Source organism: Mesorhizobium sp. WSM4823 (assembly GCF_055811195.1).
On sequence record NZ_JBVVQL010000002.1, the window covers coordinates 369,275 to 388,463 of the forward strand.

19 protein-coding genes are annotated in these 19,189 nt (G+C 61.9%); 8 read left to right on the forward strand and 11 right to left on the reverse strand.

The genetic code is table 11. The annotated features are described in order from the left end of the window. Positions 1-42: 42 nt before the first annotated feature. Together AC0L26_RS06665 and AC0L26_RS06670 are read right to left on the reverse strand one after the other, a co-directional pair. Positions 43-1,956: a PhoX family protein gene (locus tag AC0L26_RS06665; protein WP_473631828.1), complete on the reverse strand. Its 1,914-nt coding sequence runs from the start codon at positions 1,954-1,956 to the stop codon at positions 43-45. Positions 1,957-2,076: 120 nt separating this feature from the next. Continuing rightward, positions 2,077-2,472: a hypothetical protein gene (locus tag AC0L26_RS06670; RefSeq protein ID WP_473631829.1), complete on the reverse strand. Its 396-nt coding sequence runs from the start codon at positions 2,470-2,472 to the stop codon at positions 2,077-2,079. A 300-nt stretch (positions 2,473-2,772) separates the two neighbouring features. Here AC0L26_RS06670 and urtA point away from each other — a divergent pair, with 300 nt between their 5' ends. The 6 genes from urtA to AC0L26_RS06700 all read left to right on the forward strand — a co-directional run bounded on the left by urtA (position 2,773) and on the right by AC0L26_RS06700 (position 9,216). Further along, the gene (gene urtA, locus AC0L26_RS06675; protein WP_473631830.1) at positions 2,773-4,083 is read left to right on the forward strand and encodes an urea ABC transporter substrate-binding protein; all 1,311 of its coding nucleotides are present in this window, start codon (positions 2,773-2,775) and stop codon (positions 4,081-4,083) included. Positions 4,084-4,205: 122 nt separating this feature from the next. Beyond that, entirely contained in the window at positions 4,206-5,822 is a 1,617-nt protein-coding gene (gene urtB, locus AC0L26_RS06680) for an urea ABC transporter permease subunit UrtB (protein ID WP_473631831.1), read from the forward strand. Further along, on the forward strand, positions 5,819-7,051 hold the full coding sequence (gene urtC, locus AC0L26_RS06685; protein ID WP_473631832.1) for an urea ABC transporter permease subunit UrtC: 1,233 nt from the start codon (positions 5,819-5,821) through the stop codon (positions 7,049-7,051). Before urtB ends, urtC begins: the two co-directional genes overlap by 4 nt. A 4-nt stretch (positions 7,052-7,055) precedes the next feature. Beyond that, positions 7,056-7,802, forward strand: coding sequence for an urea ABC transporter ATP-binding protein UrtD (urtD, locus tag AC0L26_RS06690; RefSeq protein ID WP_473631833.1), 747 nt, complete (start codon positions 7,056-7,058; stop codon positions 7,800-7,802). 70 nt (positions 7,803-7,872) lie between these two features. Beyond that, positions 7,873-8,568: an urea ABC transporter ATP-binding subunit UrtE gene (gene urtE / locus AC0L26_RS06695; RefSeq protein ID WP_473631834.1), complete on the forward strand. Its 696-nt coding sequence runs from the start codon at positions 7,873-7,875 to the stop codon at positions 8,566-8,568. Between the two features lie 471 nt (positions 8,569-9,039). Beyond that, the gene (locus tag AC0L26_RS06700) at positions 9,040-9,216 is read left to right on the forward strand and encodes a hypothetical protein (RefSeq protein ID WP_473631835.1); all 177 of its coding nucleotides are present in this window, start codon (positions 9,040-9,042) and stop codon (positions 9,214-9,216) included. 36 nt (positions 9,217-9,252) lie between these two features. On the opposite strand, the gene AC0L26_RS06705 is transcribed toward AC0L26_RS06700, so the two are convergent. From AC0L26_RS06705 to AC0L26_RS06745, 9 genes are all read right to left on the reverse strand, one after another. Beyond that, positions 9,253-10,404, reverse strand: coding sequence for a GGDEF domain-containing protein (locus AC0L26_RS06705; protein WP_473631836.1), 1,152 nt, complete (start codon positions 10,402-10,404; stop codon positions 9,253-9,255). A 96-nt stretch (positions 10,405-10,500) separates the two neighbouring features. Beyond that, complete coding sequence (locus AC0L26_RS06710) at positions 10,501-11,307, reverse strand: DUF72 domain-containing protein (RefSeq protein ID WP_473631837.1); 807 nt, start codon at positions 11,305-11,307, stop codon at positions 10,501-10,503. A gap of 22 nt (positions 11,308-11,329) precedes the next feature. After that, positions 11,330-11,800 (reverse strand): GNAT family N-acetyltransferase, encoded by a 471-nt coding sequence (locus AC0L26_RS06715; RefSeq protein ID WP_473631838.1) that lies wholly within the window; start codon positions 11,798-11,800, stop codon positions 11,330-11,332. A gap of 34 nt (positions 11,801-11,834) precedes the next feature. Continuing rightward, the gene (uvrA, locus tag AC0L26_RS06720) at positions 11,835-14,756 is read right to left on the reverse strand and encodes an excinuclease ABC subunit UvrA (RefSeq protein ID WP_473631839.1); all 2,922 of its coding nucleotides are present in this window, start codon (positions 14,754-14,756) and stop codon (positions 11,835-11,837) included. An 815-nt stretch (positions 14,757-15,571) separates the two neighbouring features. Further along, positions 15,572-15,856, reverse strand: coding sequence for a hypothetical protein (locus tag AC0L26_RS06725; RefSeq protein ID WP_473631841.1), 285 nt, complete (start codon positions 15,854-15,856; stop codon positions 15,572-15,574). Between the two features lie 77 nt (positions 15,857-15,933). Beyond that, positions 15,934-16,539 (reverse strand): ATP-dependent Clp protease proteolytic subunit, encoded by a 606-nt coding sequence (locus tag AC0L26_RS06730; RefSeq protein ID WP_473631842.1) that lies wholly within the window; start codon positions 16,537-16,539, stop codon positions 15,934-15,936. Positions 16,540-16,560: 21 nt separating this feature from the next. Continuing rightward, positions 16,561-17,037, reverse strand: a complete 477-nt coding sequence (locus AC0L26_RS06735) for an SRPBCC family protein (protein ID WP_473631843.1) — start codon at positions 17,035-17,037, stop codon at positions 16,561-16,563. Then, on the reverse strand, positions 17,034-17,348 hold the full coding sequence (locus AC0L26_RS06740; protein WP_095492810.1) for an ArsR/SmtB family transcription factor: 315 nt from the start codon (positions 17,346-17,348) through the stop codon (positions 17,034-17,036). Before AC0L26_RS06740 ends, AC0L26_RS06735 begins: the two co-directional genes overlap by 4 nt. A gap of 43 nt (positions 17,349-17,391) precedes the next feature. Further along, on the reverse strand, positions 17,392-17,778 hold the full coding sequence (locus AC0L26_RS06745) for a cupin domain-containing protein (protein ID WP_473631844.1): 387 nt from the start codon (positions 17,776-17,778) through the stop codon (positions 17,392-17,394). A 213-nt stretch (positions 17,779-17,991) separates the two neighbouring features. On the opposite strand from AC0L26_RS06745, the gene ssb reads away from it, so the two are divergent. Further along, positions 17,992-18,513 carry a single-stranded DNA-binding protein gene (ssb, locus tag AC0L26_RS06750; RefSeq protein WP_095485305.1) on the forward strand — a complete coding sequence of 174 codons (522 nt, stop codon included), beginning with the start codon at positions 17,992-17,994 and terminating at the stop codon, positions 18,511-18,513. A gap of 134 nt (positions 18,514-18,647) precedes the next feature. After that, on the forward strand, positions 18,648-19,073 hold the full coding sequence (locus tag AC0L26_RS06755; RefSeq protein ID WP_473631846.1) for an OsmC family protein: 426 nt from the start codon (positions 18,648-18,650) through the stop codon (positions 19,071-19,073). Positions 19,074-19,189: the final 116 nt, after the last annotated feature.

A 19,189-nucleotide genomic window follows, 5' to 3' on the forward strand; every position in this document is an offset into this window, starting at 1 on the left:
AGCCTTGCAAGGTTCCGCGCCTCTTTTTTGTCGGCGCCGGAGCTACGCGCCGACCGGCTTGCCATCCTTGCGGCGGATGGCGACCACGGCGGGCCGCGGCGGTTGGCCGTCCTTGAAGTCGGGCCACAGCGTCGCGGCCTTGTCGAGCGTCTCGGCGTCCTCGGCCGGGTGCTGGACCGACAGGAACAGCGTCGTGCCATCCGGCGTGAAGCAGGGGCCGCTAGCCTCGGCGCCCTGCGGGCAGGTGAAAAGCAGCTTTGGCAGGCCGCGCGCCGGACCTTCGGTGTCTATGCCGTAGACACCGTCCGGCAGGTCGAAGTCGTTGGCGCCATCGGTTCCGACCCAGAGCCGCCCGGCCGGATCGAAGGTGATGTTGTCGGGGCAGACGAACCAGCCATCCTCCGACGTGTCCGCATGGAAGGTCGCGCCGACCGCCGCGTCCTTGGGATTGCCACAGAGCACGAACAGGTCCCATTCGTATTTTTCAGCGGTATGGTCGGCCTCGGCACCACGGCCGCCGGGCGGGATCAGCTCGACGATATGGCCCCAAAGGTTTTCGGGCCGCGTGTTGGCCGGATTCACCTTCGACTGGTCGCGTTTCTTGTTCTTGGTCATCACCGCATAGACGCGGCCGGTCACCGGGTTGGTCTCGATGTCCTCTGGCCGGTCCATCGGCGTAGCACCCAACGCATCGGCAGCCAGCCGTGTCTTCAGCAGCACCTCGGCCTGATCGGCAAAGCCGTTTTCGCTGGTGAGCTTGCCCTCGCCGTGAACCAGCGGCAGCCAGGTCATCGTGCCGTCGGCATCGAAGCGCGCCACCGACAGCACGCCGTCATCGAGAAGGTCCTTGCCGGAGGCCGGGTTCGCCGGATCGTACGCCTTGTTCGAGACGAAGCGGTACATGTATTCGAAATAGTCGTCGTCGCCCATGTAGACGGCAACGCGGCCATCCTTGTTGACGACGACGGTGGAGGCTTCGTGCGACATGCGGCCGAGTGCAGTGCGCTTCACCGGCTTCGAAGTCGGATCATAGGGATCGATCTCGACCACCCAATCGAAACGGTTTGCCTCGTTCGGCTCCTTGTCGAGGTTGAACCGGTCATGGAAACGGGCGCGGCCATAGAAGTCGGAGCCGTCGAAAGCGTAGCGATCGAGGATGTCGGCAATGGGCGCCTTTTTCGGATCGCCACCGAAAATATCGGAAACGCCTTCCTCGCAGGTGAGCACCGTGCCCCATGGGGTGACACCGCCGCCGCAATTGTAGCTGGTGCCGAGAACCTTGGTGCCGGTCGCGTCCGCCGAGGTTTTCATCAGCGCATGGCCGGCGGCGGGACCGGATACGGTCATCTCGGTGTTGGCCGTGATGCGGCGGTTGAGCGGGCTGTCCTCGACTGTCGCCCACTTGCCGTCCTTCAGGACAATCTCGACGACCGAATGGCCCATCGCGGCCATGCCGAGATCGACCTGTTCCCTGGTCATCATCTTGCCCGCATCGTCCTCGGTCATGCCGGGAAACATCACATTGGGAGAGATGTACTCGTTGTTGACGCAGAGCAGGCCGTGGTCGGAATTGGCCGAGCCTTTCGGCAGCGGCATGAAGGCGATGTAGTCGCAATTGTAGCCGAAGCGCTTCTCCTGCTCGTCGGCGGCGACCTTGTTGCCGTCGAAATCCGGCAGGCCGGTTGCGAGCGCGTCGCCCCAGCGTGCCACGATCGTGGTCTCGTACCCTTCGGCGACGGCATGGGTCTTGTCGTAGACGCGCTTCAGCTCGGGAAAGCCCAGCGTCGAGAGCGCGGCAGCGGCATGTGTTTCGCCGGCAAACAGTGAGCCGACGAAGCTGCCGCCGGCAATCAGCGCGCCGGATGCAAGGCCGCCTTTCAGCAGACCGCGGCGTGAGACGCGGTCGGCGATGACGTCGCGAATGACAGGGGAGGGTGATGACGGGGAGTTGGCCATGATGTCTGCCTCTCAGGGTGGATGGTGACGGCGCAGCGCTGCCTATGCTGCTTCGGCAACACCCGGATGACATGAGAGGAAATACTTCTTGCTAACGGGTCGGCGGCCCTGAGCCGCCGCTCAACGCTTTGTGCAGGTTGAGGCGGTGAAGGCGCCGTCAGGCTGCTTCATGATGATGTCGAAGGACGGGCTGGTTTGACCGTCCAATGTGGCCTGCGTGAGCGAGATCGAGTTGCCGCCGGTCGTATAGCCGCCCAATGGACCCAGCCAGGTGATCTCGCCATTTGCATTCATCTGATAATTGTAGCCCTGCCGGGCGGCTCCGAAGGTCACCGGGCCGCTATAGACATTTCCCTTGATAGTGATCTCGCCGAGACTGAGGAACATGCCAAGCAGATAGACTTCGCAGTGATAGGCCCCGTCGGGCAGTTTGCCGTCGGTGAAGTCGGCGCGTGCGCTGCCGGTGGCCGCAACCAGAAGCATGGTGATGAAAATATGAGAGATCCTGGAGGCCATGACGTCGCTCTTTTGAAGATCGAATTTGCCCTATTTTCCTGCAAAGCTGCAACGGGTCATCGCTCGCGACATAGGATTGCTCAATATTTATGCACTAATTGATGCTTGGGCAAAAATTAGGCGGTAGTTTGCGGTTTTTTCTCAAGCGGAACACGGATGACAGCGCACACATCTCGCCGCTAATATACTAACCAGCTGATAGACCTAGGAAATCCCAGCGCGTTCAATTTTGCTCCCGCGGTTGGCACAGCCGTTGCATGGTCTGTTGCGATACGATCAACCAGCTTGGGAGTGTGGAATATGAGGGGCAGTTTCTCGACAATAACAAGAATGGTTTCGGCGGGCGTGGTCGCGGCGGGTCTGTTGACGCCCATTCAGGCTAAGGCGGCTGACGATACGATCAAGGTGGGCATTCTCCATTCGCTGTCGGGGACCATGGCGATTTCGGAGACGACGCTGAAGGACGCCATGCTGATGCTCATCGAAGAGCAGAATGCAAAGGGTGGTCTGCTCGGCAAGAAACTCGAAGCGGTCGTCGTCGACCCGGCTTCCAACTGGCCGCTCTTCGCCGAAAAGGCACGCGAGCTGATCTCCAAGGACAAGGTCGCGGCCGTGTTCGGCTGCTGGACTTCGGTGTCGCGCAAGTCGGTGCTGCCGGTGTTTTCCGAACTCGACAACATCCTGTTCTACCCCGTCCAGTATGAGGGCGAGGAGAGCGAGCGCAACGTGTTCTACACCGGAGCGGCGCCGAACCAGCAGGCCATTCCCGCGGTCGACTATCTGATGAGCGAGGACGGCGGCTCGGTGAAGCGCTGGGTGCTTGAGGGCACCGACTACGTCTATCCGCGCACCACCAACAAGATCCTTGAAGCCTATTTGAAGGCTAAGGGCGTCGCCGCAGAAGATATCATGGTCAACTACACGCCGTTCGGCTTCTCCGATTGGCAGACCGAGGTGTCGGCGATCAAGAAATTCGGCTCGGCCGGCAAGAAAACCGCCGTCGTCTCGACCGTCAACGGCGATGCCAACGTGCCGTTCTACAAGGAGCTCGGCAATCAGGGCATCAAGGCCGAGGATATCCCGGTCATGGCCTTCTCAGTTGGCGAGGAAGAGCTTGCCGGTCTCGACACGGCGCCGTTGGTCGGTCATCTCGCCGCCTGGAATTACTTCCAGAGCATCGACACGCCCGAGAATGCGAAGTTCATCGCCGACTGGCACAAGTTCATCAAGAACGACAAGCGCACCACCAACGACCCGATGGAAGCTCACTATGTCGGCTTCAACATGTGGGTGAAGGCGGTCGAGAAGGCCGGCACCACAGATCCTGACAAGGTCATCGATGCTGTGATCGGCGTCTCGGTGCCGAACCTGACCGGCGGTTATTCGACCATGATGCCGAACCACCACATCACCAAGCCGGTGCTGATCGGCGAAATCCAGGCCGACGGCCAGTTCGAGACCGTCTCGCAGACGTCCGGCCTGGTGATGGGTGACGAGTGGTCCGATTTCTTGCCCGATTCGAAGGACCTGATCTCCGATTGGCGTGCGCCACTGTCCTGCGGCAACTTCAATGTCGCCACCGGCAAGTGCGGCGGCAAGGGAACCAACTGATCCTCCCGGGTCTGACGGTCGTGGATTTCTCCACGACCTAGACCGCGATGCGTCCGGGCGAGCTCCTCTCCTCCAGCCCGCCCGGACGCCAAATTCAACCCTTCGAGAGTCGCCAGAAACCGATGATCTTCATCCGCGCGATTGGGCTGACGCTGCTGCTCCTCCTGGGGATGCTGTTGCCGTCGAACGCTGCCGAAGCGGATCTGCGCGCCATCATCGCCAAATTTGCCTCCGCCTCCAATTTTCCGGCGATCGAAGCCGTCGTGGACGAGCTCGCGGCCACCGGCGATACTGCCGTCGAACGCCCGCTTGGCGCGCTTGCGGAGGGCGATCTCTACGTCCGCAAGACCGATTCGCAGATTTTCATCGGCAAGGAAGCTGGCGGCAGCGTTGAGCTGCTCGACCCGTTGAGCGGTGAAAAATCCGGCGATGCGGTCAAGGGCGAGATCGCCAAGATCAAGGTCAACAACACGCTGCGCCGCGCCATCCGCGATGCTCTGGGCACGCTGACGCTCGGCGCGAAAGACCCGGCTGCGCGCATCGCTGCCGCCGACACAATGTTCAAGACGCCCGATGCCACAAACATCGAGCCACTCGATGCCGCGATCGGCAGTGAGACCGTGGCAAGCGTCAAAGCGCTGCTCGAACAGGCTCGCGCGGCGTCGGTTCTGGTATCGGACAGGCCGGAGGCCGACAAACTGGCGGCGATCGGCCTGATAGGCGCGCGCGGCGACCGCAACGCGGTGTCCCTGCTCACCTCCGTCGAGGCCAATTCCGAAGGCACGGTCAAGGACGCGGCGACGGCGGCGATCGCCAACATCAATTCGACGCTGGCGCTGTGGGATGCGGGACAGAACATCTGGTACGGCATTTCACTGGGGTCGGTACTGCTGCTCGCGGCGATCGGCCTCGCCATCACCTTCGGCGTCATGGGCGTCATCAACATGGCGCATGGCGAGATGGTGATGCTCGGCGCCTACACCACCTTTGTCGTGCAGGAAGTGATCCGCAATTCCTTTCCCGGCCTGTTCGACTGGTCACTGGCCATCGCACTGCCGCTCGCGTTCCTCGTCGCGGCGCTCGTCGGCCTTGCCATCGAACGCGGCGTCATCCGTTTCCTCTACGGCCGCCCGCTGGAAACGCTGCTGGCGACATGGGGCGTCTCGCTGATCCTGCAACAGGCGGTGCGCACCATCTTCGGACCGACGAACCAGGAGGTCGGCAATCCCTCCTGGATGTCCGGATCGTTCGATGTCGGCCAGCTTGCAATCACCTGGAACCGGCTCTGGATACTGGTATTCGCGCTCGGCGTGTTCGCGGTGCTGCTCTATGTGATGAAGCGCACGCCCTGGGGCCTGCAGATGCGCGCCGTCACCGCCAACCGCCGCATGGCCGCGTCGATGGGCATCAGGACGCCATGGGTCGACGCACTGACCTTCGCATTGGGCTCCGGCATCGCCGGCATCGCCGGCGTCGCGCTCAGCCAGATCGACAATGTCTCGCCCAATCTCGGCCGCGGCTACATCATCGACAGCTTCATGGTCGTCGTCTTCGGCGGCGTCGGCAATCTCTGGGGCACGCTGGTCGGCGCCTTCTCGCTCGGCATCGTCAACAAGTTCCTCGAACCCTATGCCGGGGCGGTCCTCGGCAAGATCGTCGTCCTGGTCCTGATCATCCTGTTCATCCAGAAACGCCCGCGCGGCCTGTTCGCGCTCAAGGGCAGGTCGGTGGAAGCATGATCACGGGACGCTTCTTCGCCGCCGGCGCCGACCGCCGCATCGCCATCACCATCTTCATCCTGCTAGCGGTCGCCATCATCGTGCCGCTGCTCAATCTTGCGGTCTCGCCGACGAGTGCGTTCTACGTGCCGTCCTATATCGTCGCGCTCACCGGCAAATATCTGTGTTACGCGCTGCTCGCCTTGGCGCTCGATCTCGTCTGGGGCTATTGCGGCATCCTTTCGCTCGGCCACGGCGCCTTCTTCGCGCTCGGCGGTTATGCGATGGGCATGTATCTGATGCGCCAGATCGGCTCGCGCGGCGTCTACGGCAATCCTGTGCTGCCCGATTTCATGGTGTTTCTGAACTATAAGGAATTGCCATGGTTCTGGTACGGTTTCGACCATTTCTGGTTTGCCGCGATCATGGTGCTAGCGGTGCCCGGCCTGCTCGCCTTCGTGTTCGGCTGGTTCGCCTTCCGCAGCCGCGTCACCGGCGTCTATCTTTCGATCATCACTCAGGCGATGACCTATGCGCTGCTGCTGGCGTTTTTTCGCAACGACATGGGTTTCGGCGGCAACAACGGCCTGACCGATTTCAAGGATATTTTGGGCTTCAACGTGCAGGCCGATGCGACACGCTCGGCATTGTTCGCGGCCAGCGCCGTCACGCTCGCGCTCGCCGTCTACGTCACCTGGGCCATCGTCGGTTCCAAATACGGCAAGCTGCTGATGGCGGTGCGCGACGCCGAGAGCCGCACGCGCTTTCTCGGCTGGCGGGCGGAGAACGTCAAACTGTTCGCCTTCACCGTTTCGGCCGTCATGGCCGGTATCGCCGGAGCGCTCTACGTGCCGCAGGTCGGCATCATCAATCCGGGCGAGTTTGAACCGTCGAATTCGATCGAGGTCGTGGTGTGGGCAGCCGTTGGCGGACGCGGTACCATCGTCGGGCCGATCATTGGTGCGCTTGTGGTCAATGCCGGCAAATCCTGGTTCACCGGCGTGCTGCCCGAGTTCTGGCTGTTTGCGCTGGGCGGGCTGTTTGTTGCCGTCACGCTGTTCCTGCCCAAGGGCATTATCGGCATGTGGGACGCTTGGCGTGGCAATGCCAAGGCGCTGCGCGCGGCCTCGATCGCCGAGGAAGCTGGCACCGATCCTGACCTCCCGGCGCCACCGAAGGTCGTTCGCGGTGCTGCGAGAGCGCCCGGCGACTGGTCCGCTTCCGGCCCTGAACCGCAGCCGGCGGAGTAGAGCGATGTCGAAGTCGAACACGATCCTCTATCTCGACGGCGTCTCGGTTTCCTTCGACGGCTTTCGCGCCATCAACAATTTGTCGCTGGTGCTCGACAAGGGCGAGATGCGCGCGATCATCGGTCCCAACGGCGCCGGCAAGACCACGATGATGGACATCGTCACCGGCAAGACGCGGCCCGACCAGGGCGAGGTTTACTTCGATGGCCAGGTCGACCTGACCAAACATGACGAGGCCGAGATTGCCATGATGGGCATCGGCCGCAAATTCCAGAAGCCGACCGTCTTCGAAAGCCATACGATCGAGGAGAATCTGATGCTGGCGCTGAAAGGCCCGCGCTCGATTTTCCCAGCGCTGTTCCATCGCCGCTCGGCGGCGGAAGTGCGGCAAATCGACGAGATCCTCGGCATCATCCGGCTCGGCGACAAGCGCGATGAAATCGCCGCCAATCTCAGCCATGGCCAGAAGCAATGGCTCGAGATCGGCATGCTCTTGGCGCAGGATCCCAAACTACTGCTGGTTGATGAACCGGTAGCCGGCATGACCGACGCCGAGACCGAGGAAACCGCGCGGCTGCTCAAGGATATTGCGCGCGATCATTCGGTCATCGTCGTCGAGCACGACATGCATTTCGTGCGTGAGCTCGGCGTCAAGGTCACCTGCCTGCACGAAGGCTCGGTGCTTTCCGAAGGCTCGCTCGATTTCGTTTCGGCCGACGAGCGTGTCGTCGAAGTCTATCTGGGGAGATGAATATGGTCTGGCGCGTTCCGTTCCATCATTTCGACCTTTCGTTCTTCAGGCGTTGGAGAAAGCGCTGACCATGCTCGAAGTCTCCAACGCCACGCTCCACTATGGCGCCGCCCAGGCGCTGCGCGGCGTCTCGCTCAAGGCCGGCGCGGGCAAGATCACCTGCGTACTCGGCCGCAATGGCGTCGGCAAAACCAGTTTGATGAGATCGATCGTCGGCCACCACCGGCTGACGAGCGGAAGTGTTGCCTTCGAGGGGAAGGCGCTCGACCGGAGCGCGGCGTATGATCGCGCCCGGTCGGGCATCGCATTCGTGCCACAGGGCAGGGAGATCTTCCCGCTGCTCACCGTGCGGGAAAACCTCGAATCGGGCTTTGCGCCGTTAAAGCGCGCCGATCGCAACATTCCCGGCCACATCTTCGAATTGTTCCCGGTGCTGAAGCAGATGTTGGCGCGCCGCGGCGGGGACCTTTCCGGCGGTCAGCAGCAGCAGCTCGCCATCGGCAGGGCATTGGTGATGCGGCCGAAACTGCTGGTCCTCGACGAGCCGACCGAAGGCATCCAGCCGTCGATCATCAAGGACATCGGCCGCGCCATTCGCTATCTGCGCGACCAGGCAGGCATCGCCGTGCTGCTGGTCGAACAGTATCTCGATTTCTGCCGCGAACTGGCGGACGAGGTCAACATCATGGACCGCGGCCAGATCGTCCACACCGGCCCGGCCGAGGATCTCGACCGGACGGATGTCAGGAAGTTCCTGACCGTTTAGTGTCGCAAACGTCCAAGACTAGCCGAACCATCCCCCCTTCGTCATCCTGGGGCGAAGCGACGCGGCGCAGACCCCAGGATGCCATGCCGTGCCGTCGGTCAAAGAATGCAGCGGTCAAGAACAGAGGCCGTTTTCCGGCGTACACCATCCTGGATTCTGCACCGTGGCGATGCTCTGAAGTTACGGCATGGATCCTTGGGTCTTCGCTACGCTTCGCGGCGCAGACCCCAGGATGACGAAATCACAATGGCCTACGAGATTTTCTTCAATCCACCGTTTGCAACTCTGGCGCGCTGAAGATTGCATGCTAGGCTTTACTTGGCCTTGTTGAGTCGGCCGCTTTCCGTATCAGTCTCGTTGACAGATCAAGGTGAGGCGCGGGCTCAGCCGGCATGTTCCATGCGAGCAGCCCCCTTCCTGCGATCTGATCGTTGTTCAATACATTGGGGCATTTGGCGCCAGGGACAGCCGATGGAACGTTATGTCGAGGACCACCAGAAACGACGGCTCACCGAACGCGTCGACATCATGACCGCCATCAATATTCTGAAATCGCAAGGCTACGATCACGACGAGCTGATTGCGGAGATCACCAAGGTCTTCTACGTCGATCTCGATGCCTATAACGAAATCGTCATGGCAGCATAAGAGCTGGCGGAGGGGGCGGCTGCCCGCCGCGAGCGGCTAGCTCGCTCGCAGCAATGTCGAGGCCGCGACGCGGTTGCGGCCGCTGCGCTTGGCCGTATAGAGCGCCTTGTCGGCGGCGCTGAGCACTTTGTCGAAGCTCATCCTGTCCTTGCTGCCGAACGCGTATCCGGCGCTGACCGTACATGTCAGCGGACGGGTTTCCGTCACGATGACGCGCGCGGCGAAGGCGGTGCGTATACGCTCGGCGGTGAATTCCACCGTTTCGGGCAGCGTCCGCTTCAGAACCAGCGCGAATTCCTCACCGCCCATGCGCGCGGCGACATCGGTCGGGCGAAGGGCCTCGGTGAGTTCCTCGGCGAACACTTTCAGCACCTGATCGCCGGTAGCGTGGCCGAATTCATCATTGATGGCCTTGAAGCCGTCGAGGTCGAATACGACGACTGCCGTGAAGGCCCCGATCGGGGCGTCGCCGTTGAGATCGAACAGGGCGCGGCGATTGAGAAGGCCGGTCAGCGGATCGGTCAGCGCATCCAGACGGTGATGCCGAGCCAGACGGCCCTGGTTGAGCGCCAGCGAAAGCGCGCCAATGCCGGTCAGGCCGGCAATGACGATGACGAGGCTCAGATCCTCGGCCCAGTTGCTGGGCGCATGTCCGAGGACAAGCTTTCCATCCCATGCCAGAGCCATGGCACACAGCAGGAAGGAAATGCCGGTGGTCGAGTAGAGCACGGCGAGGCCGACGATGGGGACGGGGGCCTCGGTGCGCCCGATCCAGTACTGATAGGCCGTTGCAAACAGGAGCATGGCGGCAAGGGAATTTTCGAGAATGAAGCCGAGGCCGTCATAGCCGAGCGCCATCGGCGGCAGCGCCAGGGCAAGTGTGACGCAGCTGCCGAGAACCGTCAGCGGGATCGGCGATCGGCCTGACCTGAACTGGTAGGCGGCGCCCAGCATGGTCGAGAACCCCACCAGGAGCAGCGTGAACGTAGCGATGCCGAGGATGCGTCCGGGCGTCGAGATATAGTCTTCGTAGATAAAAACGTCGCCGACGATCAACAGCGCACTGATCGACCATGTCAGCAGGAACTTTTCGGTTCGCGCAGTCAGCCAGATGCCGAACAACGTCAGGCTCAGGCAGGCGGCGGAAAAACCGACAGCCAGCAGAAGTGAGTGGTAGTCGAGCGACATGCCCTAACCCGCGGCTGCCCTAGCTCCGCGGATTCATGCAGCAAGGAGGTATCGATAAGGTTACGATGGTGATGAAGATGTCACAATTCCAGGCCGTTAGCCTGTAACACGCTTCATCAGCGCCATGGCGCCGAACGGCGCGCGGACCTTGCCCTCGGTGATAAAGTAGACGAACACATCACGCGGTTTGACCGGTGCGTCGGTTGAGGGATCGGCGCGCGGCAGGTCGGCCGGCACCTTGCCTTCCGCCCAGACCTTCGCCCGCGCCGCCCATTCATCGAGCGCCTTTGGCGTATAGCAGTCGGGGTTGTCGTCGCTGCCGGTCTGCAGCCGGGCATAGATGAAATCCCCGGTGACGTCGGCAATACCAGGATATTTGGCGTGGTCGGCATAGACGATCGCGACCTTGTACTTGCGTGCCAGCGCGGCGAATTCCGGCACGACGAAACTGTCGTTGCGCACCTCGACCGCGTGGCGCAGCGCGACACCGTCCTGCTTTTCCGGCAACAGTTTGAGGAAGGCCTCGAAATCGTCCGGATCGAACTTTTTCGTCGGCGCGAACTGCCACAGGATCGGCCCAAGCTTATCGCCGAGTGCGGCGACGCCCGACCCCAGGAAGCGCATCATCGACTCTCCGGCCTCGCCGAGAACGCGGCGGTTGGTGACGAAGCGGTTGCCTTTCAGCGAATAGACGAAGCCGTCCGGCGCCTCGTTAGCCCATCTGATGAAGGTCGGCTCCTTGAAACTCGAATAATAGGTGCCGTTGACCTCGATACTCGGCACCTGCCGGCTGGCATAGTTCAGTTGCTTGGCCTTGGGGAGCTTGTCCGGATAAAAAGAGGTATCCCACGGCTCGAAGGTCCAGCCGCCCATGCCGGCGCGGATTGTTCCATGGCTGCTCATTGTCGTCCTCCCTAGAAAGCGATCAAGCCGGCGTCACGGTTTCGACCGGCTTTGCCATGTCGACGACCATCCATCCCGGCCGATAAGGGTTTGGCCGGCGGCCTGTCTCGCGAAAGCCATAGGCTGTGTAGAGCGCAATGTTCCGTTCCATCCTGGCGTTGGTGTAGAGCCGCACCTCCGGCAGATGCCACAGCCGTGCCTGCTCGTCGGCGAAGTCGAGCAGCGCGATGCCGAAGCCCTTGCCCTGGAAGGCTGGGGAGACGGCGACGCTGAAGATCATCGCATGATCGGGATGCCGCTCGAGAACCAGAAGTCCGGCCACCTCCTTGCCGCTCTCCAGCAGCCAGACTTCGCCACGTTCGATCCGTGGAGCATAATCCTCGGTGACCGGGATTGGCGGCGCGCCAAGCAAGGCGGTGTAGGGGGCATAGGATGCTTCGGTCAGCCGGACGACTGCATCAAGATCACCGGCAAGCGCTTTTCTGATCTTCATTTAAAAGTTCTTCCAAACGCTAGCCAGTCCTCATTCACTCCGCCGCTTCGCGCTTGCCCCCAGGCCTTCGCTCCAGCAATTCCCGCAGGAACTGGCCGGTGTAGCTGCGCTTCTCGCGAACGATGTCCTCCGGCGTGCCCGACGCCACCAGCTCGCCGCCGCCGTCGCCGCCTTCGGGACCGAGATCGAGCACCCAGTCGGCGGTCTTGATCACTTCAAGATTGTGCTCGATGACGACCACCGTGTTGCCTTGGTCGACCAGCTCGTGCAGCACTTCGAGCAGCTTGGCGACGTCGTGGAAATGCAGGCCGGTGGTCGGCTCGTCCAGAATGTAGAGCGTCTTGCCGGTCGCCTTGCGCGACAGTTCCTTGGCGAGCTTGATGCGCTGAGCCTCGCCGCCCGACAGCGTCGTCGCCTGCTGGCCGACATGGATGTAGCCGAGGCCGACCTGCTTCAGCGTATCCAGTTTGTCGCGCACGCCGGGCACGGCGGCGAAGAAATCGACGCCTTCCTCAACCGTCATGTCGAGCACGTCGGCAATCGACTTGCCCTTGAACAAGACGTCGAGCGTCTCGCGGTTGTAGCGCTTGCCGTGGCAGACGTCGCAGGTGACATAGACGTCGGGCAGGAAGTGCATCTCGATCTTGATGACGCCGTCGCCCTGGCAGGCCTCGCAGCGGCCGCCCTTGACGTTGAACGAGAAGCGACCGGGCTGATAGCCGCGCGCCTTGGACTCCGGCAGGCCGGCGAACCAGTCGCGGATCGGCGTGAACGCGCCGGTGTAGGTGGCGGGATTGGAGCGCGGCGTCCTTCCGATCGGCGACTGGTCGATATCGATAACCTTGTCGAGGAATTCGAGCCCCTCGATGCGGTCATGCTCGGCCGGATGCTCGCGCGAGCCCATGATGCGGCGCGACGCCGCCTTGAACAGCGTCTCGATCAGGAAGGTCGACTTGCCGCCGCCGGACACGCCGGTGACGGCGGTGAACGTGCCGAGCGGGATTTCGGCGGTGACGTTCTTCAGATTGTTGCCGCGCGCACCGACGATCTTCAGACGCCGGTTCTTCTTGGCCTCGCGCCGCACCGCAGGTGTGGCCACTTCAAGCTCGCCTGACAGATATTTGCCGGTGATCGAGGCGGGGCTCGCCATGATCTGCTGCGGCGTTCCCTGGGCGATGATGTGGCCGCCATGGATGCCGGCGGCCGGGCCTATATCGACGACATAGTCGGCATGCAGAATGGCGTCTTCGTCATGCTCGACGACGATCACCGTGTTGCCGATGTCGCGCAGATGCTTCAGCGTGTCGAGGAGCCGCGCATTGTCGCGCTGGTGCAGGCCGATCGACGGCTCGTCCAGCACATAGAGCACGCCGGTCAGGCCGGAGCCGATCTGCGAGGCCAGCCGGATGCGCTGGCTCTCGCCGCCCGACAGCGTGCCGGAATTGCGCGACAGCGTCAGATAGTCGAGCCCGACATCGTTGAGGAAGCGCAGCCGCTCGCGGATCTCCTTGAGCACGCGCACCGCAATCTCGTTCTGCTTGTCGCTGAGCGAGGCGGGCAGCTCGGTGAACCAATGGTCGGCCTTGCGGATCGACAGCTCGGTAACCTCGCCGATGTGCTTTCCAGCGATCTTCACCGCAAGCGATTCCGGCTTCAGCCGGTAGCCGCGGCAGGCCGGGCAAGGCGTGGCCGACATGAAGCGCTCGATCTCTTCGCGCATCCAGGCGGATTCGGTCTCCTTCCAGCGCCGCTCCAGATTGGGAATGACGCCCTCGAAGGTTTTCGTCGTCTTATAGGAACGCAGGCCGTCATCATACTGGAAGGTGACCTCGCGCTCGCCGGTGCCATGCAAGATGGCTTGCTTTGCCTCTTCGGTCAGATCCCGGAACTTGTCGCCGAGTTTGAAGCCATAGGCCTTGCCGAGCGCCTCCAGCGTCTGCACGTAATAGGGCGAGGTCGATTTCGCCCACGGGCTGACCGCGCCGGCACGCAGCGACAGATTGTCGTCGGGCACGATCAGGCTGGCGTCGATGGCGCGCTGGCTGCCAAGGCCGTCGCAGGTCGGGCAGGCGCCGAACGGGTTGTTGAAGGAAAACAGCCTGGGTTCGATCTCGGGTATGGTGAAGCCGGATACCGGACAGGCGAACTTTTCCGAGAACAGGATGCGCTCATGCGTCTCGTTCTTCGACTTGTTGACCGAATCCTCGCCGGTCTGGCTGGCGTCGAGCGGCCGGTCGGCAAATTCGGCCACCGCCAGCCCATCGGCGAGCTTCAGCGCGGTTTCGATGGAATCCGCAAGCCGCGTCGCCAGATCGCCGCGTACGACGATGCGATCGACGACGACGTCGAGATCATGCTTGTACTTCTTGTCCAGCGCCGGCACGTCGGCGATTTCGTAAAAGACACCGTCGACCTTGACCCGCTGGAAGCCTTTCTTCTGCAGCTCCAGCAGTTCCTTGCGGTACTCGCCTTTGCGGCCGCGTACCATCGGCGCCAGGATGAACAGGCGCGTGCCTTCCTCGACCGCCAGCACGCGGTCGACCATCTGCGACACCGTCTGGCTCTCGATCGGCAGGCCGGTGGCCGGCGAATAGGGGATGCCGACGCGCGCGAACAGCAGCCGCATATAGTCGTAGATCTCGGTGACGGTGCCGACCGTCGAGCGCGGGTTCTTCGACGTGGTTTTCTGCTCGATGGAGATAGCCGGCGACAGACCGTCGATCTGGTCGACATCAGGCTTCTGCATCATTTCGAGGAATTGCCTGGCATAGGCCGACAGGCTCTCGACATAGCGGCGCTGGCCCTCGGCATAGATGGTGTCGAAGGCGAGCGACGACTTGCCGGACCCCGACAGGCCGGTCATGACGATCAGGCTGTCACGCGGCAGGTCGAGATCGACATTCTTCAGATTGTGTTCGCGCGCCCCGCGAATGGAAAGATATTTATGGTCGGCCATCGCCGGTCGCCGCCTCAGATCTGGAATCTCATGGGATGGCGGGTTGTCCCGGCCATCCCCTATGTAGGTAATTTCGTCACCTTTTCGAGAGACGCCACAACTCTCGACCAAAGCCTTTAACCGTCTTTCGCGCGGGCGAGCAAGCGGAAAGAACAAAGACCGAACACGCTCCTGACAAAAGCGTCCATGAAGCCAGCTTCACAAAGCGCCCTATCACCGTCAAAGTTCCGGGCGTTTGCCAGCTCGCGAACGCAGCGGCCGACGCCGGCTGCTTAAAACAGATGAAAATTTCGGATTCGCCACACGAGCGATCACATTTTCTGTAATCGGCTAACCAACTGTTGACGTCCCAGCCTCAGAGAGTCAGACTCCCAACGTCACCGGAGCCAACCGTCTTTCGATGGCCTCGCCACCTTATGGCGGCCTGCGAGACGCCGCAGGCTTTTGCGATATGCGCTTCGGGCGACACCGGTCGCAATGGACAGAAAAGGAGAGCAGAGGAATGACTCCACCGGACAGTTCCTTGAGGCTCCGCTTATCGCTGGAGCCGCGGCAGGCATAAGTGCCAGGGTCAGGCGTGTGCGCCGCCCGACAAACCGTGACCTGCCGATCCCACTAAAATCAGAGACTACTAGTCGGATCGTCGGCTGAACGCCGCGAAGCATCCGAAATCAAAAGCCGGCAGTGTACTCCCGGCAAGTTTGGATTTTAGATCCAAAAAAGCCCCGACCGTTTGCGGAAGCAGCGGCGGGGCTGTTCATTTCAGACAATCGCGAGCACGAGCACCTTCAGATTGTGGCAGCGATGAAGGCTGCCTATCGCCTGGGCGCGTTGATCGCGCCGACCCCGACATCGAAGGTTACGCTGCCGGAAATCCTGACATCGGTATCGCCGATCTTGAACTCGCCGTTACCGTTGCTGGATATGGCATTGTCGGGCTCGGGAGACGGCTTGGCGATGCGGTAGTCGTTGGCCACGCCGGGCAGCGTGCCATTTTGCGGCGAACTGTCATCGGCAAACGCGTTGCCGGTCAGCAAGCAGGCACTGGCAAGTGCTGCGGCGGCAAGGCGCAATGGTCTTGATGAGCGGCTGTCGGTCATTTTGCGGACTATAGTGTTACGCCGGGTGCCAGGCCAGACCGGCTGCGATCAAATTGCCACGTGTCAGCCGGCATGCTTCACGCCGCCTTCTTGCGCGTATCAAAAACATGGTCGACAAGGCCCCATGTCTTTGCCTCCTCGGCGGTCATGAAATAGTCGCGGTCGAGCGTGCGTTCGACCTCTTCATAGGTGCGGCCGCAGTGATGCGCATAGAGTTCGGTCATGCGCTTCTTGGTGCGCAGGATGCCTTCGGCGTGACGCTGGATATCGGAAGCCTGGCCCTGAAAGCCGCCCAGCGGCTGGTGCAGCACGATGCTGGTGTTTGGCAGCGCGATGCGCCGTCCCGGCGTGCCGGCCATCAGCAGGAACGAGGCCATCGACGCTGCAAAGCCCATGCAGACGGTCGATACGGGGCAAGAGATGTATTGCATCGTGTCGTAGATGGCGAAGCCGCTGGTCACCACGCCGCCCGGCGAGTTGATGTAGAGCGAGATCTCCTTGTCTGGATTGTCGGATTCCAGCGACAGAAGCTGGGCACAGACCAGCGCCGACACGCCGTCGTTGATCTCCCCGTTGATGAAGACGATGCGCTCGCGCAGCAGCCGCGAAAAAATGTCGAAGGCGCGTTCGCCGCGGCTCGACTGCTCGATCACCATCGGCACCAGATTGGCAAAACCGCTCATCGCTTTTCTCCGTTGTGTCGCTCAGGCCGCGCGCATGAACAGGCGAGGCGTGTTTGTGGCAATGGTCTGTTTGGGGCGGTGTGCGTTGAGCGAAAGTCGGCAACCGGCACCCACCATCGCGACCGCAGGCGGAGCTACCCGCGCGAATCCATCGTGGACGATGCGCAGATGCGTGCCGCCCGACACGGTGCGGTCGAGCGTGAAGGTGACGATACTGTCAAGCGGATCCGGTGCATTGCCCGGCGCCGCTCGCTCGCGCCAGGAATAGCGCAGCAGGCGTTCGGGCTCGGCGTCGAGGATTTCGCACTCGATCGGCGCATCCGCCTTGGCAAAGGCAAAGCGGCTGCCGATCTCGGGCTTGATGTCGTTCGGCATCATCCAGGCCGCGAGCAGGTCTGGCACCGTCAGCGCCCGCCACACTTTTTCCGGCGGGTCTGGAAGCTCGCACTCGAACTCGATCGAGTCTGCTGCCATGTCCGAATGCTGTTTTACCGTCATTGGTCCATATCCTTCAAAACCGCCTTGAGCCGTTCGATACGCTCGGGCCAGAACGCACGGTAGCGTTCGATCCAGCCGAGCAGAGGGTCAAGCCCTTGCGGGTCGGCGCGATAATAGGCGTTGCGGCCGGCTCGCCGCTCGGCCACCAGGCCGGCGCCGCGCAGCACCGCGAGATGCTGCGACACGGCCGGTTGCGATACGGTCATGCCGCTGCGCAGTTCCGACACCGTCATCTCGCCGGCGGCGAGCCGTTCGTAGACGGCGCGGCGCGTCGGGTCGGAAAGCGCTCGAAAAATCTCTGCTTCGATCATGGCGGAAGCATAAGTCGATACTTATTGGTTTGGCAAGTGCGTTTTAGGGCGCCGGAAGCCAGCGTCTCACCGGCTCGGCAGATCCCTCAAAAATTGCCTCGAAGATTGGTGACGCCAGCACGGCATGGATGTGAAGCGTCTCAGTGCCGACATTTCGAAAGCCGTGTTTCCTCTCCGCAGGCACAAGAAGCGACTGTCCGGCAGCCAGCGTCATGCGGTCGTCGTCGATCCACATTTCGGCGGTTCCGGCGATGAGGGTAAGCACTTCCTCAACCGAGTGCCAATGTGTCGGAGCCCCGACCCCGGGCTGGACCCATTGTTCAAATATGCAGAGTTGGCTGGCACCGTTGCCGGCTGAAACCTGCATCCGGGTTTCCACGCCCGCCCGCCACTGCTCTTGCGGCTGGTCCATGTGTGCGATGACTCTCATTCGCAGCCGCCCAACTTTCGACCCGACATATTCGCAATTTCAGACAGACACCCTACCTCTTGCTGACATTCCTTGACAGCCGGGAGTGACAAGAATAGAACAAAAAAAGAACAAAAACCTTGTGGGAAAAGGCAGCCACGGCAGGCGGGGATTGTCCGCAGTCTATAAGGTGAGCGACAGAAATTTTGTTTCGGATGAGCGCGGAGAAGTATGATGGCGGGTAGCGTCAACAAGGTCATTCTGGTGGGCAATCTCGGGGCGGACCCGGAAATCCGCCGTTTGAATTCGGGTGAGCCGGTCGTCAACATCCGCGTCGCCACGTCGGAAAGCTGGCGCGACAAGACTTCCGGCGAACGCAAGGAAAAGACCGAGTGGCACAATGTCGTCATCTTCAACGACCAGCTCGCCAAGGTCGCCGAGCAGTATCTGAAGAAGGGTGCGAAGGTTTATGTCGAGGGCCAGTTGCAGACGCGCAAATGGCAGGACCAGACCGGCAATGATCGCTACACGACCGAAATCGTGCTGCAGAAATTCCGCGGCGAGCTGCAGATGCTCGACGCGCGCGGGCAAGGCGAGGGCGGTCAGGTCGGCAGCTATGCCGGTGGCGGCAGCAGCCGCGGTTCCGATTTCGGCCAATCCGGCCCGGGCGAGAGCTTCAATCGCGGCGGCGGTGGCGGAAACAAGGGTGGTGGTGGCGGTTCGTCGCGCGAACTGGACGACGAAATCCCGTTCTGATCCTTAGGGCGGATGGCCCCTACGCGGGCGAAAAACGCCAGCTACTTGAGGCCACGAATTGGCGTCCCGAAAATCTGTCTTGGATTTTCGGGACGTTCTGCGTTTGAGTGGTGCGCGGTGAAAGGACATATCAGGTGAAAGCACGGGTCAAATGGGTCGAGGAGCGCACCTTTGTCGGCGAGTCCGGCAGCGGTCATAAGCTGGTGCTGGGGACCGCGTTCGGACCGGACGGCAAGACGCCGGGGCCGAGCCCGATGGAACTGGTGCTGCTCGGCACTGGCGGCTGCTCGGCCTATGATGTGGTGCACATCCTCGAAAAGGGGCGCGAGGCGGTCGAAGACTGCGTGGTCGAGCTCGACGCCGACCGGGCGGAAGTCGATCCCAGGGTGTTCACGCGCATCCACATGCACTTTATCGTCAAGGGCCGGGCGCTCTCGCCCGACAAGGTGAGGCGGGCGATCGACCTGTCGATCGAAAAATACTGCTCTGCCTCGGCAATGATAGCCAAGACCGCCGAGATCACCCACGACTTCGAAGTTATTGATACGACGGCGAAGTAGGATAACGTCCAGTGGTGACGGTTCGTCGCGCGAGGGGAACCTTGTTGCAAGTAATTCGGCAGATCAGTTCTATGGACGTTTGATCCCGTTCAGCCTAGAAGTTTGTTCTCCGGTTC

What these genes read in the sequence shown, in the direction of transcription:
- AC0L26_RS06665 (WP_473631828.1), bottom strand. Translation starts at nt 1,956, where the DNA reads ATGGCCAACTCCCCGTCATCACCCTCCCCTGTCATTCGCGACGTCATC.
- AC0L26_RS06670 (WP_473631829.1), bottom strand. Translation starts at nt 2,472, where the DNA reads ATGGCCTCCAGGATCTCTCATATTTTCATCACCATGCTTCTGGTTGCG.
- urtA (WP_473631830.1), top strand. Translation starts at nt 2,773, where the DNA reads ATGAGGGGCAGTTTCTCGACAATAACAAGAATGGTTTCGGCGGGCGTG.
- urtB (WP_473631831.1), top strand. Translation starts at nt 4,206, where the DNA reads ATGATCTTCATCCGCGCGATTGGGCTGACGCTGCTGCTCCTCCTGGGG.
- urtC (WP_473631832.1), top strand. Translation starts at nt 5,819, where the DNA reads ATGATCACGGGACGCTTCTTCGCCGCCGGCGCCGACCGCCGCATCGCC.
- urtD (WP_473631833.1), top strand. Translation starts at nt 7,056, where the DNA reads ATGTCGAAGTCGAACACGATCCTCTATCTCGACGGCGTCTCGGTTTCC.
- urtE (WP_473631834.1), top strand. Translation starts at nt 7,873, where the DNA reads ATGCTCGAAGTCTCCAACGCCACGCTCCACTATGGCGCCGCCCAGGCG.
- AC0L26_RS06700 (WP_473631835.1), top strand. Translation starts at nt 9,040, where the DNA reads ATGGAACGTTATGTCGAGGACCACCAGAAACGACGGCTCACCGAACGC.
- AC0L26_RS06705 (WP_473631836.1), bottom strand. Translation starts at nt 10,404, where the DNA reads ATGTCGCTCGACTACCACTCACTTCTGCTGGCTGTCGGTTTTTCCGCC.
- AC0L26_RS06710 (WP_473631837.1), bottom strand. Translation starts at nt 11,307, where the DNA reads ATGAGCAGCCATGGAACAATCCGCGCCGGCATGGGCGGCTGGACCTTC.
- AC0L26_RS06715 (WP_473631838.1), bottom strand. Translation starts at nt 11,800, where the DNA reads ATGAAGATCAGAAAAGCGCTTGCCGGTGATCTTGATGCAGTCGTCCGG.
- uvrA (WP_473631839.1), bottom strand. Translation starts at nt 14,756, where the DNA reads ATGGCCGACCATAAATATCTTTCCATTCGCGGGGCGCGCGAACACAAT.
- AC0L26_RS06725 (WP_473631841.1), bottom strand. Translation starts at nt 15,856, where the DNA reads ATGACCGACAGCCGCTCATCAAGACCATTGCGCCTTGCCGCCGCAGCA.
- AC0L26_RS06730 (WP_473631842.1), bottom strand. Translation starts at nt 16,539, where the DNA reads ATGAGCGGTTTTGCCAATCTGGTGCCGATGGTGATCGAGCAGTCGAGC.
- AC0L26_RS06735 (WP_473631843.1), bottom strand. Translation starts at nt 17,037, where the DNA reads ATGACGGTAAAACAGCATTCGGACATGGCAGCAGACTCGATCGAGTTC.
- AC0L26_RS06740 (WP_095492810.1), bottom strand. Translation starts at nt 17,348, where the DNA reads ATGATCGAAGCAGAGATTTTTCGAGCGCTTTCCGACCCGACGCGCCGC.
- AC0L26_RS06745 (WP_473631844.1), bottom strand. Translation starts at nt 17,778, where the DNA reads ATGAGAGTCATCGCACACATGGACCAGCCGCAAGAGCAGTGGCGGGCG.
- ssb (WP_095485305.1), top strand. Translation starts at nt 17,992, where the DNA reads ATGGCGGGTAGCGTCAACAAGGTCATTCTGGTGGGCAATCTCGGGGCG.